Source organism: Wolbachia endosymbiont (group B) of Longitarsus flavicornis, assembly GCF_964028135.1.
In the GTDB taxonomy this organism is placed as follows: Bacteria; Pseudomonadota; Alphaproteobacteria; order Rickettsiales; family Anaplasmataceae; genus Wolbachia.
Genome location: NZ_OZ034758.1, coordinates 1,735,388 through 1,750,359 on the forward strand (window position 1 = coordinate 1,735,388; position 14,972 = coordinate 1,750,359).

The window sequence follows — 14,972 nt, forward strand, 5'->3', positions numbered from 1 at the left end:
CAAGGATCCTTCTCTCAACTTAAAGATGTTGCTAATCAGCACATACAAATGTAATATTAATTAATATTTATAAATAAAGCAATTCCATGGAAAGTAACTACAACGCTGACGCAATAAAAATCCTAAGAGGTCTTGATGCTGTAAGAAAGCGTCCAGGTATGTACATTGGTGATACTGATGATGGATCTGGTCTGCACCATATGGTGTACGAGGTTGTTGACAATGCGATAGATGAGTCTTTAGCTGGTTATTGTAGTAAGATTGAAGTTAGCATAAATGAAGATGGCTCAGTATCTGTAACCGATAATGGTCGTGGCATTCCAACTGATATTCATGCAGAGGAAGGAATATCAGCAGCAGAAGTAATAATGACCCAATTGCATGCAGGAGGTAAATTTGACAGCAATACCTATAAGGTTTCTGGAGGATTACATGGTGTTGGAATTTCAGTTGTTAATGCGTTATCGAGTTGGCTGGAATTAACCATCTGGCGCAATAAGAAGGAATATTTCATACGCTTTGAAGATGGTGAGTCTGTTGAATCTTTAAAGGTAATTAATGAAAACACAAATAAAAGAGGAACTAGAGTAACGTTTATGCCATCAACGGGGACTTTTAGTAGTATTGATTTTAGTTACTCCACTCTTGAGAGTCGCATCAGAGAATTGGCATTTTTAAACTCAAATATTGAGATCATTTTGTGTGATCTCCGTAATAAACCACATGTAAAGTCTCATTTTAACGATAGTAAAGAGTCTGAAGATAATTTTGGTACAGCTAATTTTGTACGGTACTTAGACAAGAATAAGACACATGTTACTAAAATTGCCAGCATTAGAGATGATGTAAAAGATCTAGGTACCAGTGTAGAAATATCAATGGAGTGGAATGATTCCTACTATGAGAATATGCTATGCTTCACAAATAATATAAGACAACGGGATGGTGGTACGCATTTGGCAGGGTTTAGATCTGCACTAACCAGATGTATCAATAACTATGCAAACAATGAAGGTTTTTTGAAGAAGGCAAAAGTGAATTTGACTGGAGAAGATGTTAGAGAAGGCTTAACTTGTGTTTTATCTCTCAAGATGCCTGATCCTAAATTTTCTTCACAGACAAAAGATAAATTGGTCAGTTCTGAAGCGCGGGCAGTTGTAGAGAGCATAGTTTTTGACAAGTTGAGTACAATACTTGAAACTGACCCCAAGTTAGCAGCAAGTATAGTAGAAAGAGCGATTAGATCAGCAAAAGGAAGAGAAGCAGCAAGAAAAGCACGAGAGTTAGTTAAAAATAAAAACAATATTAATATTGCAACTCTACCTGGAAAGCTTGCCGATTGTCAGGAAAAAGTTCCTGAGTTATCGGAATTGTTTATAGTAGAGGGTAATTCCGCAGGTGGTACTGCAAAGCAGGGACGTAATCGTAAAACACAGGCGGTACTTGCTTTAAGAGGGAAAATTCTAAACGTAGAACGTGCAGGGCTGGATCGTATTTTTTCATCTGCAGAAATTGGCTCTCTGATCACGGCAATTGGGGCTGGAATAGGGAGTGAGCACTTCGATATTGAAAAAACTAGGTATCATAAAATTATCATTATGACAGACGCAGACGTTGATGGCTCGCATATAAGAACTTTGATTCTAACTTTCTTTTTTAGACATATGCGTGAAGTAATTGAGAAAGGATATTTATACATAGCGCAGCCACCGCTCTATAAAGTTACAAAAAATGCTAAAGATACTTATATCAAAGATGATGAAAATTTTGAAGAGTATATAGTAAATTCAGCGATTAAAAAATTAACATTAAATGGTGTAGGCAAAGATTTGCGTTTCGTTTTGAATAAGTGCCTCAGTATTTCAAACATTAGCAAAAATTATGATAGGGAAATACCAAAAGATCTCTTAGAATCATTGCTAATTTTAAGCAAAAAGAATGCTCTATTGTCTGCTGATGAGATATTAAAATATTTAAAATTGATGTATAGTGAATATAATTGGGAAGTAGAAGTAAAAGATGAGGAAATTCACATTGCTAAATTGTTTCAAGGGTTAGCAGACAAATATGTATTCTCGCTTAGTATGCTTGAAAGTAAAGAAATACGGAATATATTGAGTTCTCTTGATAACATAATTGACTTATTTAATGGTGATTCATTTTTACAGTCGCAAGAAACTGAAATAAAAATAAAGTCTCCAAGTGCACTCGCAAAAATAGTGATGGATTATGGTAAAAAAGGTTTAACCCTGCAGAGATTTAAAGGCCTTGGTGAAATGAATGCTGATCAGCTTTGGGAAACTACACTCAATCCAGAAACTAGAACTCTGCTAAAAGTTGAAATAAAAGATTGTGAGGAAGCAGATAGCATATTCTCGGTGTTAATGGGTGATATAGTTGAACCACGTCGTGATTTTATAAATAATAATGCACTTAACGTACATGATGTTGATATTTGATTTTAGAAACGCTAAACCCTTATGGCTCAGCATTGTGTGCCAAACCGGCTATTTAAAATGTACTACTAACCAATCCATTTCAGAAATCTAAATTGATCTCGGTTGTATTCCTGTTTGCGATCATAAATATATAGATTTTCTGCCCTATTGTTGTTATAATTAATACCTCGCTAAAGTTGAATATTAATGAATGAATTGAGAAGGCTAAGTATTACAGAGATGCATGATGGACTTAGGCGGGGAGATTTTTCTGCTGTTGAGCTTGTAGAGACGCATGTTAATGCAGTTGAAAATGAGCAACTAAATGCATTTGTAACAAAAACCCCAGAAATCGCGATAAAAGCTGCTAAAATAGCAGATGAATACTTTTTGAAACAAAAAGATAATATTTCACCACTTATGGGCATACCAGTTGGTGTTAAAGATTTATTCTGTACAAAAGGAATAAAAACAACGGCATGCTCAAAAATGCTGGAAAATTTCATCCCGACTTATGAATCTACGGTATCTAACTTGCTTTTAAAAAATGGAGCAGCCATGCTTGGTAAACTTAACATGGATGAGTTTGCTATGGGTTCTGCGAACACAAACAGCTATTTTGGTCCTGTTGAAAATGTGTGGATTAGAAAAAGTGACGGAGAAAAAGTTGTTCCTGGTGGGTCCTCTGGTGGATCTGCAGCATCAGTTGCTGGGGTTTTATGCGCTGGAGCATTAGGAAGCGATACTGGTGGGTCTGTACGCCAACCAGCAGCTTATTGCGGAGTAGTGGGAATAAAGCCAACTTATGGAAGGTGTTCGCGTTTTGGTATGATTGCATTTGCGAGCTCTCTTGATCAAGCAGGAGTAATTACTCGTTCCGTTTCTGATTCAGCGTTAATGCTGGAAACAATTTGTGGCTATGATGAAAAAGATTCAACATCGAGCGAAAGACCAGTGCCTAAATTCTCTAATCTTATAAATGGTGATATTAAGGGTAAGCGCATTGGTATACCAAAAGAGTATAAGATGGATGGAATTTCAGATGAAATCGTTCATCATTGGGAAAAAGTTTCTTCCAATTTAAAAGAAAATGGTGCTGAAGTTGTTAACATTACTCTGCCTTATACTAAATATGCTATACCGGTTTACTATCTAATTTGTTCTGCTGAAACTTCATCTAATCTTGCTCGCTATGATGGTGTACGTTATGGATTCAGGGTTGATGCTGATACCCTTGAAGAAATGTATTCGCTAACAAGAGCAGAAGGTTTTGGTAAAGAAGTGAAAAGAAGAATTTTAATTGGTTCTTATGCTCTTTCTTCAGGTCATTACAATGAGTATTATGAAAAAGCACAGTGCATTAGGGCATTAATCAGAAATGATTTTATAAAAGCGTTTGAAAAAATAGATTACATACTTGTGCCATCTGCTCCAACAGAGGCTTTTGGCTTAAATGAAAAGCCAGACCCGCTAATTATGTGCATCAATGATGTGTTTACCGTGCCGGCAAGCTTAGCGGGATTGCCTGCTATTTCTGTCCCTGTTGGGCTCTCAAATGAAGGTTTGCCACTTGGCTTGCAAGTAATTGGAAATTATTACGATGAAGCTGGAATATTAAATATGGCAAGTGTGATAGAGCAAAATTGTGGCAGAATAGTTAATTCCCTTACGTAATATGTTTTCTTATAGTAACTATAGCATTATGATTATTTTGGCTATAGAAAACAAGAGCTTGATTTTTATAGCTAAATAACAGACCATCAAAGGCACACATAAATATCTACAATGAAAGAAAAAACTTTCACAATCATTGATGGTTATGGTTTTCTTTTCAGAGCTTATTACGTTTTGCATCATTTGACTACCACAGCTGGTATTCCAGTAGGTGCTGTGTACGGTTTTCTTAATATGGTTCTGAAGTATATTTCCCATTCGGACTACTTAACTATAGCACTTGATTCTGGCAAAAAAAATTTCAGGCACAGTTTATATTCTGAGTATAAAGCAAACAGAGTAACACCTCCTGAGGATCTAATTCCACAATTTACAATACTGAGAGAAGCGGTAGAAGCTTTTAACTTCAGCTATGAAGAGATTGAAGGCTATGAAGCAGATGACATAATTGCAACACTAGCTGCAAAATATGCCAACCACGAAGACTTTAAAGTAGTAGTAGTCTCATCAGATAAAGACTTATTTCAACTTTTGAATTACAACATTCTAATATTTGATCCTATCAAAAATATATACGTAGATGAAAAACAAGTGATAGAAAAATTTGGTGTAAATTCAAATAAGCTTCTTGATTTATTTTCTCTAACTGGAGATGCATCTGATAACATTCCAGGCGTTCCAGGAATAGGCCCAAAAACTGCAGCTAAATTGCTGGATAAATTTGATTCGTTGGATAACGTTATAGAAAACATCAATAACATTGAGCAAACAAGAGTTCGTAATATTCTTACTGAGCATAAGGAAAAAGCACTAATTTCAAGAGAACTTTTGTCACTATGCAAAAAAGTAGATCTTCAACATGATATTGTAAAATATGAAGTCCATCCTCCAAATATGGAAAAATTGTTATCCTTTTTGAAGAAATATGAATTTAATTCATTGATAGGAAAAGTAGAAAAGCTCTTTTCTTATAGTGGATCTAGCACAAAAGAGAAAATAGAATATAGTAGTGAAGAATTAGAAAAATTTTTGGAGCATTGCAGATATGAAGGTAAAATTGCAATTCATTGCCACTTTGAAAACAATAGATTGAACAAAATCTCCTTATCTTGTAGTGAGGATAATATTTTCTACATAGATCAAAGCTGCCTACAAGATGCACTTACTATAATAAATTCAACTTTATTTTCAAATGGGGTGCTTAAAATAGTACATGATATTAGAAAGATCAGAGAAATATTTCCTACAATAGAGAGAGTGCTAGACTCAATTGATGACCTGATGATCATGTCATACAGCCTTGACACAGGTAAGCATGATCACAGCATTCCAAACATAATTGCACACAATTTAAGTAAAAATGTAGAAACTTTCTCGGCAAAAATTTTAATAGCGATCCATGAGAAACTGACACAAAGATTATTTCAGGAAAAACTTTTTACGATTTACGAGCGCTTTGATAGACCTCTCATGAAAGTAATATTTGATATGGAGCAAAATGGAATACTGCTCAATATTCAAAAACTACAGGAATTGTCTGATAAGTTTGAGCAGCTAATTGCTGTACTTGAAAACGATATACATAATTTAGCAGGAGAAAAATTCAACATTGCATCGCCAAAACAATTAAGTGATGTTTTGTTTAATAAAATGGAGCTAAGTAAAAAGAAAAAGTCAAAATCTGGGTCTTATAGCACAAACTCTGAAGTTCTAGAGGCACTTGAAGAGGAGGGGACAGAAATCGCAGGTAAAATTTTAAGTTGGCGACATTCAAGTAAATTAAAGGGTACCTATACTGACACGTTAATAAAACAGGTTGATCCGCTTGATGGTAGGATACATACAAGCTTTTCAATCACTGTGACTGCAACTGGAAGGCTGAGCTCTAGCAATCCTAATTTACAAAATATTCCTATCAGAAGCGAAGAAGGTAGTCTTATCAGGCAAGCCTTTATTGTGCCAAAAGGTTGCAAGATAATTTCTGCTGACTATTCACAAATAGAATTAAAACTCCTGGCACACGTTGCAAATGTTACCGCATTTAAAGAAGCTTTTGCAAACAGGCAAGATATTCATGATATCACTGCAAGACAAGTTTTTGGAGTGCAAGAAATAGATGAGCAATTAAGACGCAAAGCAAAAACCATTAATTTTGGCATTATATATGGCATTAGTCCATTTGGCCTTGCAAAGCGACTTGGCATTACCTTTCAAGAGGCTGCTGAATACATTAATTACTATTTTTCTTGTTACCCAGAAATAAAGGTCTATATGGAAAAAGCAGTATCTATCGCGAGAAATCATGGTTATGTAGAGACTTTGTTTGGTAGAAGATGTTTTGTAAGAGACATCAACAATAAAATTCCTTATCTAAGACAATTTGCAGAAAGGGCAGCAATAAATGCACCACTGCAGGGAACTGCCGCTGATATAATAAAACGCGCGATGATTCGGCTTTTTGATCAGTTAAAGTCAGGTAAAATAATCCTCCAGGTTCATGATGAATTACTTGTAGAAGTGGAAGAGAGCAGAGTGCAAGAAACAGCAAAACTTATGAAAGATATAATGGAAAATGCGATAGAAATTTCTATACCACTTGAAGTAGAAATAAAAATTAGCGACAACTGGGGCTTTTCTTAATTATACCGTAGACCCTAAGAACCTGTCTTGAAAGGACTTAAGTGGTTAAGCATATATTAAATACTTCTTGAAGTAAGGAGAGCACGCTCATACGTCACGCAAACAACGTTTGGGAATAATCTAAGGTTCTGTGATATCAGCAGCTTTCTTGCCCCGTTTTCAGTAAACAGTGATTTTTCTATATATTAGAAAAATTTTTATTTTAATTAGCGTTAAACAATAGGCGCCTATTGGTTTTTAGCTAAAATAAAGGTCAAGTATCTGGAATTCTGAACATAAAATCCCCCTGTGTAAAAAAGATTAGAAAAAAGTGCAGCGCACATACGACAGAGATTAAGTATACGTGTATACACTGAAGAAGATACACTACATTTTTTAATTAATTTGATTGTTTAGTAGAAAAAGTCTGCAGACAAAGATAGATTTTGAGCTCTTAAAATATCTCTAACTGTAATTATAATCAGATTTAAAATATATGGAAGCAATTTTTTACGTTCCCTTATCACTTATATCATTTGTTACTCTTCTTTTTTGCTTTATTCTTTTCTTTTTCCCCTTTCGATACAGGTTTTAGGAAATTTGAACTAATGCGAAAAATATGCTATAATTATGGCATAGGTAAATGAAATAGGTCAACCATGACAGTTCCACCAGTAAAAGCAGAGTCTTCAAAATCACCTATAAAGGAAAGTGAGATAATTTTCAAAGAAGAACATAAGGAAATTTACGATTACTTTGTAAAAGTATTAGAAGTTAAAGCCGGATTAAAGAAGGACAAAGGAATAACTGATTCTTTTATATTAGCTTATAAGAGGATACTACTAACTAATGTCAATCCAGAAGAGATAAGACCACTCAGTGAAGAGAATTTTTGTCAGTTTTTACTTTCTATATTTAAAGAAGTTAGAGAGAAAAAATTGACTATAGAGGAAAATAGTAAAGTAAAGCAAATAGTAGAAGGATGCTTAGATGATGTACGTGGTACAGAAGCTGGGGATTGGGTTGTTGATTTTTTTAAGCGTAAAATACCTGGAAGAGGATTATTAAAAGAAATACCAGGTCTTGGAAAAGTTTTAGATGTTAAGGAAGGAGAGGATAAACCACTACTTAGTGATGAAGAGATGGTAACAAAGTTCTTACGTAAAGTTTTTCTTCCTATTCTTTTTTCCATTGCTTCAATATTAATTTTTGGTCCTACTACACTTGCGATAATTGCTGCTGTTATTGGTACAATATTTGCTGTAAAGGGAGGAATTGAAGTTCTTTTTTCAAATAATAGGCCAGGTACTTTATATGACCCTAGCTCACCAGATAAAGATGATATAGAAAAGAGAGAAAAATTGAATGAAAAAATTCGCAATGGCATTGATGATATCTTAAAAACCCCAATTGAAAGACCTCTTGAAACAATTGCTGACGGGAGTAAAAAACAACCTACTCCGAAACAAGCTTCTCAGGTGGGAAATAAAGGGGGTGAGCAGCTTACTATGCTTGATGGAAAAATTACTATAGATCAGCCAGCCAAAAGCACAGAAAAGACAGCAGTCAATTAAGACCTATTTGCCAAAGGTGAATTGTGTAATAGGTCTTTTATTGTTTTATAACACATACAACGGGAGTATGATCAGATGGGTTTTCTAGTTTACGCAACCTATCATCTATGTAACATATTTCCAATTTATCTTCAGCTTGTGGCGATAGCAGCATATGATCTATTCGCATTCCTTGATTGTTTCTGAGTGAATTACCTTGATAATGCCACCAAGTGAATTGTTGTAAGTTGAGGTGAGATATTCTAAATGCATCTTTAAAACCAAGATTCAAGATCGCTCTTAATTTCTCACGCTCTTTTATATGAAAGCACACTTGGCCATTTAATAAATTTGAATCAAAAACATCAATTTCATCCAGTGCAACATTATAATCGCCAGCTATAATAGTTAACTCTTCATTTTTCAACAAAGTGCCCATCCTTTCATATAGGTTATCAAAAAACTTGAGTTTATACTCAAAAGTATGAGAGTCTGGGCTTTGACCGTTTGGAACGTATACACTTCCTACCCTTACCTTATTATTGGTGTGTTTTATCACACACTCTATATAACGTGCTTCTTGATGACTCTCTACAACATCAATTTTTAATTTTTCCAGTATTGGATATTTAGATAAAACACAAACACCATTTCTTGCAACCTGTCCATAGACAGCATATTCATATTCTAATTCTTCTATTTCTGCATAAGGAAATTGCTCTTCCGTACATTTTATCTCTTGCAGCAAAACTATATCTATCTGACTATCAACTATGAAACTACAAAGTTGGTTAATTCTTTTACGTATGGAGTTTACATTCCAAGTTGCAATCTTTAGCATCAACAATCCTTATTAATTATATCAATTAAACTCTCCCCTGTGGGCAACCTCGATGTTATAATTTTTTTCCACTTGATTAACTTTAAACTATCAGCAATGTTTTTACTCATGGTATATGCAACTGTATTATTCATCACAGGAGATAGCCCACTTTTTAGAACTAATGAACAAAATACCCTTGCAGTTTGTGAGGAAAAAAAAGCAACGCTATCAATTTTACCGTCCAATAGTAAATTTTTACACCTATTAGTTAGACTCCTTTTAGTAATTGTTTTATAGAGTACAACTTCTCTTACGTTAAAACCTTCTTCAGATAATCTTTTTTTTAGGTCACATGATACTTCTTGTCCCCTTATATATAAGAACTTTATTGCATTTGAATAATGAGATTTTATGAATGATATCAGACCATCAACGTTGCTGTCTGCTGAGATTATATCGGAAAATCCCAAATTTTTTGCAGCCTGCATAGTTGAATTACCAACTGTAATAATCGAAAAGTTATCCTCTTTGCATATTTGACTGAAAGCCTTTACACTGTTTTTACTTGTAGATATCACAACGTCAAATTCATACGTAGATATATCAGGATTTAAGTACTTTATTGTGAATACTGGCTCTATAAAAACTTTGTATCCATATTTTTTTAGCGTGCTTCTTGTGCTCAACGAATCTAATAAAGGCCTTGTCAATAAAATAGACTTCATTCTGGTTTATTTCACTAGCAGTAAAATAATATCCTTTATACACAAATTATTGAATAAAAACTTTCATTTTTTAAGTTTCTTGCATAATCTAGAAAAAAGGCAAAAGAAACTCCATAATTGGCCCAGTGCTAGAAAACTGATCTTAAATAAGTGAACATTTTGACTAAATGGAAAAAAGGATGTTACTCATTGAGTAACATCCTTTTGAAGAAAGTAGGTAATTTTGTTTACTGTCTTTCATTCGTTTTTGGAGCTTGCTGCTCTACATCAGTGTCAACAGTTACTGCTGAAGAAGGTCCCACCAATGTGTCCAAAGAACCTGTCTTTCTTAAGTCAGCTTGGGTTTTTAACTCACCATTTTCCTTAGTGAGTATCCCATGTTGCGGAGAAGAACTTGGTGAATTGAACCCACTATCAGGATTACTACGGTAACTGGCAAAGCTAGAAGTTGTAGCAGTACTGCCAGCACTTAAAGAACCCGTTGAATTACTTCTTGGTGGTTTTTGTGGAGCAACACGAGAGCGGCTATTTCCTATCTCCGCAGATGGCATCTCATCTGCGTGCATCCTTTTATATCCTGTGCAAGTAACTTCCTCTGGCTTTTTGCCACCTTTTAGTGATGATGACCACTTGCTCCAAAATGAAGTAGGTTCTTTTACTTCCTTATGCTCATTAGGATTTAATAATTCTGCTTTGCTGCTAACAGTACTTATAGAACTCGTTGAACTACTACCTGATAAGCTATTTTCCAGTGAATTCATAGAACTTGCTTTATGCCTTTCTAAAGTATTAAAACGAGTATGCTCTTCCTTGCATTCTTTAATAACTTCCTTAATCTCATCATAATGTTCAGAGAAAATTTCAGAGAGGCTGTTATTATCTTTAGCTAACAAATTCTGCAATTTCTTAACATCTAATTTATTGCAAAAATCTATTTGCTGTTTCAATCGGTTGATCAACTGGTCCTTTTTGGCACTTCGTTGATCATCAATAGAATAAGCTTTTTCTAATATTTTTCCTCTCAATTTAGAAAACATTTCCTTAGTGAAAGCAGAGCCGTTTACGGTCTTGTCTTCAAAAACTTCCTTGGTAAGCATTTCCTTTACACTGTTGAAATTTCTTGTTTTTTCTTCTGTTTTCAAAATAACAGTTTGATCTTCATTACCTATTGAATATGCGGTGCCATCTAAACTAGACATGCTTGCACCACTATCACTCATCTTCCTTCCAAGGTTTTGAATGTTATCCCCCATTTTTCTTAATGTAGAGCTAGCTCTCTCTTGTGTTGCCTGTTTTACAGAACTTGCAGTTTCTTTTACCGAATTCTTGGCATATACAGCACCATCTTTGATTTTTCCGCCAATATGCTTCGCTCCTTCAACTGTTTTTTCTGCTGACCATTTGAGCCCTTTATATCCAGATTGAACTGCTTTTACAGCAACTTTCGCAGCGAAAAATAGAGTAAGACCAACTATAGCACTTGGTATAGCAAGTGTTGCACCAACTGCCAAAAATGGTAACACTGCTGCAAATAATCCACTTGCTGTACCTACTACAAGAGCCTGATCTCCTTTCTTCATTTTGGAGAATTCTGTATCTCCTTTTAACAAGTCAGTAATTCTTTCCTTTAGTTTTTTAGAATCATGAACAATATCTGCACTTAATGAATCTTGCATAATTGTACTAACACCCAAATTATCTTGTTGAGCTTCAACAGGACGTGAGTTAGATTTTATTTCACTAGGTGACATTTTTAACCTCACTATTAATTAAACATACTAATATTGTATATACATGATTCTTAAGTTAGGGTTAATTCACCTAACAATGTTCATTTGCACTCAAATGATTTTACTTGATGTGTTTTTTTGAAAGCACAGAAAATTAGTGATTGTTGCGGTATGATGTTTCGTTTGGATTAGCTATAGTTGAAGCAAAAACTCATCCTTTTGAAGGAGTAGATTTTTTAGGAATCTCAGCAGGGGTTGATTTTGGATCTGATAATTCTGTATTTACCTTAGTTGGCTCTAATGGAGTTTTCTGCTCTTCTGGTTTATCATTCGGAATTGGAATAGGCCAATCCATAATGTTTTGTAGTATGTTTGTTCGAGCTTCTTCTTCCTTAGCCTCTTTTTGACCTGTTAAAGATGATGCATTAACTCCTTTATCTTTAGTAGCTTTTTGTCTTAGTTGTGTATTTTCTTCTTGTAATTGTTTTAAATTTTTCTTTAACTCATCAATCTCTTTTGTTTTTTGTTTTAATTGTTCAGATATCATTAGTTTGTCCCCACTGCCATTAAGTTAAGGGAAAGAGAAGTTAAGATTGGACAAAAAATTTGAAGTGATTGATAATTATGGTAAATACTAGGGTGAATTTTTAAGAAAAGGGAGTCTGAAAAGTGCAAGTTATTTAAAAAAGTAATAATTGCAGGTTATTTTGCAAAGAATGTACTAATGCAATGATACTGAAAAGATATCTTGAATTTAAAACACATGTTTTCTAGCTCTTTTCTGGTAGTTGAGTGAACGAATATCAGATATCTTATGACGATCAACTCTTCTCCCTTTTCTCACCACTAAAGTGTTCATCAAAAATAACTGTGATAGTCGATCCATAATGCAGTCTATGTCTGACTCTGTAGAAAAAATATCAAAGGCTAAGTTTTTAATCGCATTAAATGAGACAGATTTATTGATGCTTTTTTTTAGTTTACTATTCTGTGAGCTCAATGTCTCTTCATCATCTTCTATCATGATACTTTCTAGATTACTGATGAAGATAGTTGACCAAAAATCCTGCTTGATAGTTTCAATACTTTTTCCTGTGAAATTCTCTAAATTTAATCTTCCCTTCAGCCTAGAAAAAAATGTTTCTACTCCCCAGCGCAAGTAATATAATCTCTCAAACTCTTCAACTGTAAAACGTTTCTCATCTAACAGAGATGTTACTAACACTTCAACTTCGCCAGAAGAAAGTATTATTTTGACTAACCTGAATTTCATCTCATCAGGTAATCCTAGCTTTCGTAGCTGTCTTGCTACTTTAATAGGTGCGGTAGACACTACCACCGTACTAGATGGGCTTTCCGGCTTAAACATAGCGTTTATTTCATTGAAAGACGAACTTGAACAGCGAATTATATAATTGATTTTCCTTCCTGTAAGCTCAGCAAGAAATCGATAAGATACGTATCCTCTATCACAGATTAACAAATCGTCTGATTTTATGGATTCAAGCATACCGATTGCTAAATCAACCTCATAGCTGTCACCTCTACTTAGCACAGATTTTATTGCAATATTATTTAGCATATCGTAGCAAACTTCAAAGGTTGCACTTGTATAGTCTTCAAATCTCTGGATTCCATTCCATACTGCTCTTGAGCTAAACTCACCTATTATTTTGTCGCTCTTTGGCAGAATCAGTATTGAAGCATCAAATGCAAGTACTCTGAAGCCATGGTGGGTTTTAAATTCCTGATCTTGGTAGTATAGGGAAACTATATCATCATTTAACTCTGAAAACGCAGTATGTTTTAGCTTCTTTCTTGCTTGAGTAAATGCACTTGCCGTAATTGTATAATCTTTTCTTGTATGCAGAACAAACTCATTAAGCATCACTTGTAATGACTTTACACTCTTTCTAAAAATCAGGAGAAATACATTAACGAAGGGCAGCTTTCTTTTTCGTGAGAAGTCTTTTGAGGATGCTCTGTGTGCGTTTATAAAGTTTAAACTCATCAATTTATTTTTTATAAACATGATTATTCTTTTTTTTACTCATGTCATTACTTCTTTTAATTTGTGAATCTTACCTGATTTTATAATACAGTTCATCACTTTTCCTTAACTTAATGGCAGTGACTGCAATCTCCCCCTTCCAAGGTAAAGTACCTTTCATCAAAAAATATTAAATTTAATTTTTGTAATCACTTAAGTCTAGTATTATTTTGTTAATGTATCGTTCATTTGCATCCTTGATGATAAACTTTATACCATTTTTATATCTTATAACTTCATCTACAGAAGGTACCTTACCAGCAATTGAAAGAATCAAACCACTAAGTGTAGAATAATCTTCTTCAGAGTCACGCAACTCTATTTTTAGATTTTCCTCTATATCTTTTATAAGGGCCCTTGCCGATATTTCAAACTTACTTTGAGATAATTCAGTAATGGTGTATTCTGAATTTACCTCGTTCCCGTTATCAATGTTTGGTATTAATTCTTCTATAAGATCAGTCATTGAAATTAAACCATCAGTTCCACCATATTCATCCAACACAATAGCTAGATATGATTTGGAAGATTTCATCCTAACAAAAAGATTTGTTGTTTTCATCGAGGATGGGACAAATATTACACTTTGTATAATATTTCTCAGATTAAAATTTTTATCCTTATTGAAAATAATATCTTTTACATAAAAAAAACCTATTACGTTGTCAAAGTTATTCCTATAAGCTGGTATCTTAGTGTGGCAAGTATTTTTCACCTTCTTTATTACCTCATGTTTGCTTGACTCAATGTCTACTGCGCATATCTCAGTACGTGAAGTCATTATGTCCATTATACTACAATCACGGAATTTTAATAGACTATTGAATATACTAGGATCTGACAGATCATGCATTAATGCATCAGATGCACACTTTTTTAACACAGAAGTTTTATTGAAGAGGAAGAGAAAAATTCTGTATGCTATTTTTTCTACTAAGGTTCTTTTCTTATTCAATTTATTCCCTTTAATGGTGAAAATGTCTTTAGATCAGGTCTATCAAGAAAACTGTTATTAAATGTTTAATAAGCATGTGAATAATGTCAAATTAATTTGTGAATTATTTGTTGAAATAAAATACTAACAATTGATCAACAATTTTTTCAATGACATATACATAATTATATAACAATCCATGATAGTAAAGCTTTTTTCCATAAAAGAAAATTACTAACATTCTAGACATCTTACTTATACACATAAATCATAAAGGAAAATCAATAGTATAGAGAAGTTATTAACATATTTATCCACAAGCTAAGTAATACTAATTTTTACTGAATTTTAAGTTAATAACAATTTATTGATAGAACTACTACTACTGTTATACTTTAGTTTAGATAAAAAGTAGATAAAGTAGAT

Annotated in this window: 10 protein-coding genes; 4 read left to right on the forward strand and 6 right to left on the reverse strand. The window is 33.8% G+C overall.

The features are described from left to right. Nucleotides 1-86 precede the first annotated feature (86 nt). The 4 genes from gyrB (at nt 87) to ABWU45_RS08335 (ending at nt 8,305) form a co-directional block, all read left to right on the forward strand. The gene (gene gyrB, locus ABWU45_RS08320) at nt 87-2,459 is read left to right on the forward strand and encodes a DNA topoisomerase (ATP-hydrolyzing) subunit B (protein ID WP_264682631.1); all 2,373 of its coding nucleotides are present in this window, start codon (nt 87-89) and stop codon (nt 2,457-2,459) included. Between the two features lie 186 nt (nt 2,460-2,645). Further along, complete coding sequence (gene gatA / locus ABWU45_RS08325) at nt 2,646-4,112, forward strand: Asp-tRNA(Asn)/Glu-tRNA(Gln) amidotransferase subunit GatA (protein WP_353278516.1); 1,467 nt, start codon at nt 2,646-2,648, stop codon at nt 4,110-4,112. Nucleotides 4,113-4,223: 111 nt separating this feature from the next. Beyond that, the gene (polA, locus tag ABWU45_RS08330; protein WP_353278518.1) at nt 4,224-6,752 is read left to right on the forward strand and encodes a DNA polymerase I; all 2,529 of its coding nucleotides are present in this window, start codon (nt 4,224-4,226) and stop codon (nt 6,750-6,752) included. 638 nt (nt 6,753-7,390) lie between these two features. Continuing rightward, a complete protein-coding gene (locus ABWU45_RS08335; RefSeq protein WP_353278520.1) occupies nt 7,391-8,305 on the forward strand; it encodes a hypothetical protein in 915 nt (304 codons plus the stop codon). Between the two features lie 37 nt (nt 8,306-8,342). On the opposite strand, the gene ABWU45_RS08340 is transcribed toward ABWU45_RS08335, so the two are convergent. The 6 genes from ABWU45_RS08340 to ABWU45_RS08365 form a co-directional block, all read right to left on the reverse strand. Further along, nucleotides 8,343-9,125, reverse strand: a complete 783-nt coding sequence (locus tag ABWU45_RS08340; RefSeq protein WP_353278521.1) for an exodeoxyribonuclease III — start codon at nt 9,123-9,125, stop codon at nt 8,343-8,345. Beyond that, nucleotides 9,125-9,832, reverse strand: coding sequence for a uroporphyrinogen-III synthase (locus tag ABWU45_RS08345; RefSeq protein WP_265022887.1), 708 nt, complete (start codon nt 9,830-9,832; stop codon nt 9,125-9,127). The genes ABWU45_RS08340 and ABWU45_RS08345 overlap by 1 nt, the downstream gene beginning before the upstream one ends. 227 nt (nt 9,833-10,059) lie before the next feature. Beyond that, a complete protein-coding gene (locus tag ABWU45_RS08350) occupies nt 10,060-11,583 on the reverse strand; it encodes a hypothetical protein (protein ID WP_353278522.1) in 1,524 nt (507 codons plus the stop codon). Between the two features lie 190 nt (nt 11,584-11,773). After that, nucleotides 11,774-12,109 (reverse strand): hypothetical protein, encoded by a 336-nt coding sequence (locus ABWU45_RS08355; protein WP_353278523.1) that lies wholly within the window; start codon nt 12,107-12,109, stop codon nt 11,774-11,776. Nucleotides 12,110-12,316: 207 nt separating this feature from the next. Next, nucleotides 12,317-13,594 carry an IS4 family transposase gene (locus ABWU45_RS08360; protein WP_353277926.1) on the reverse strand — a complete coding sequence of 426 codons (1,278 nt, stop codon included), beginning with the start codon at nt 13,592-13,594 and terminating at the stop codon, nt 12,317-12,319. Between the two features lie 154 nt (nt 13,595-13,748). Then, a complete protein-coding gene (locus ABWU45_RS08365) occupies nt 13,749-14,567 on the reverse strand; it encodes a transporter associated domain-containing protein (RefSeq protein WP_353278525.1) in 819 nt (272 codons plus the stop codon). Nucleotides 14,568-14,972 lie beyond the last annotated feature (405 nt).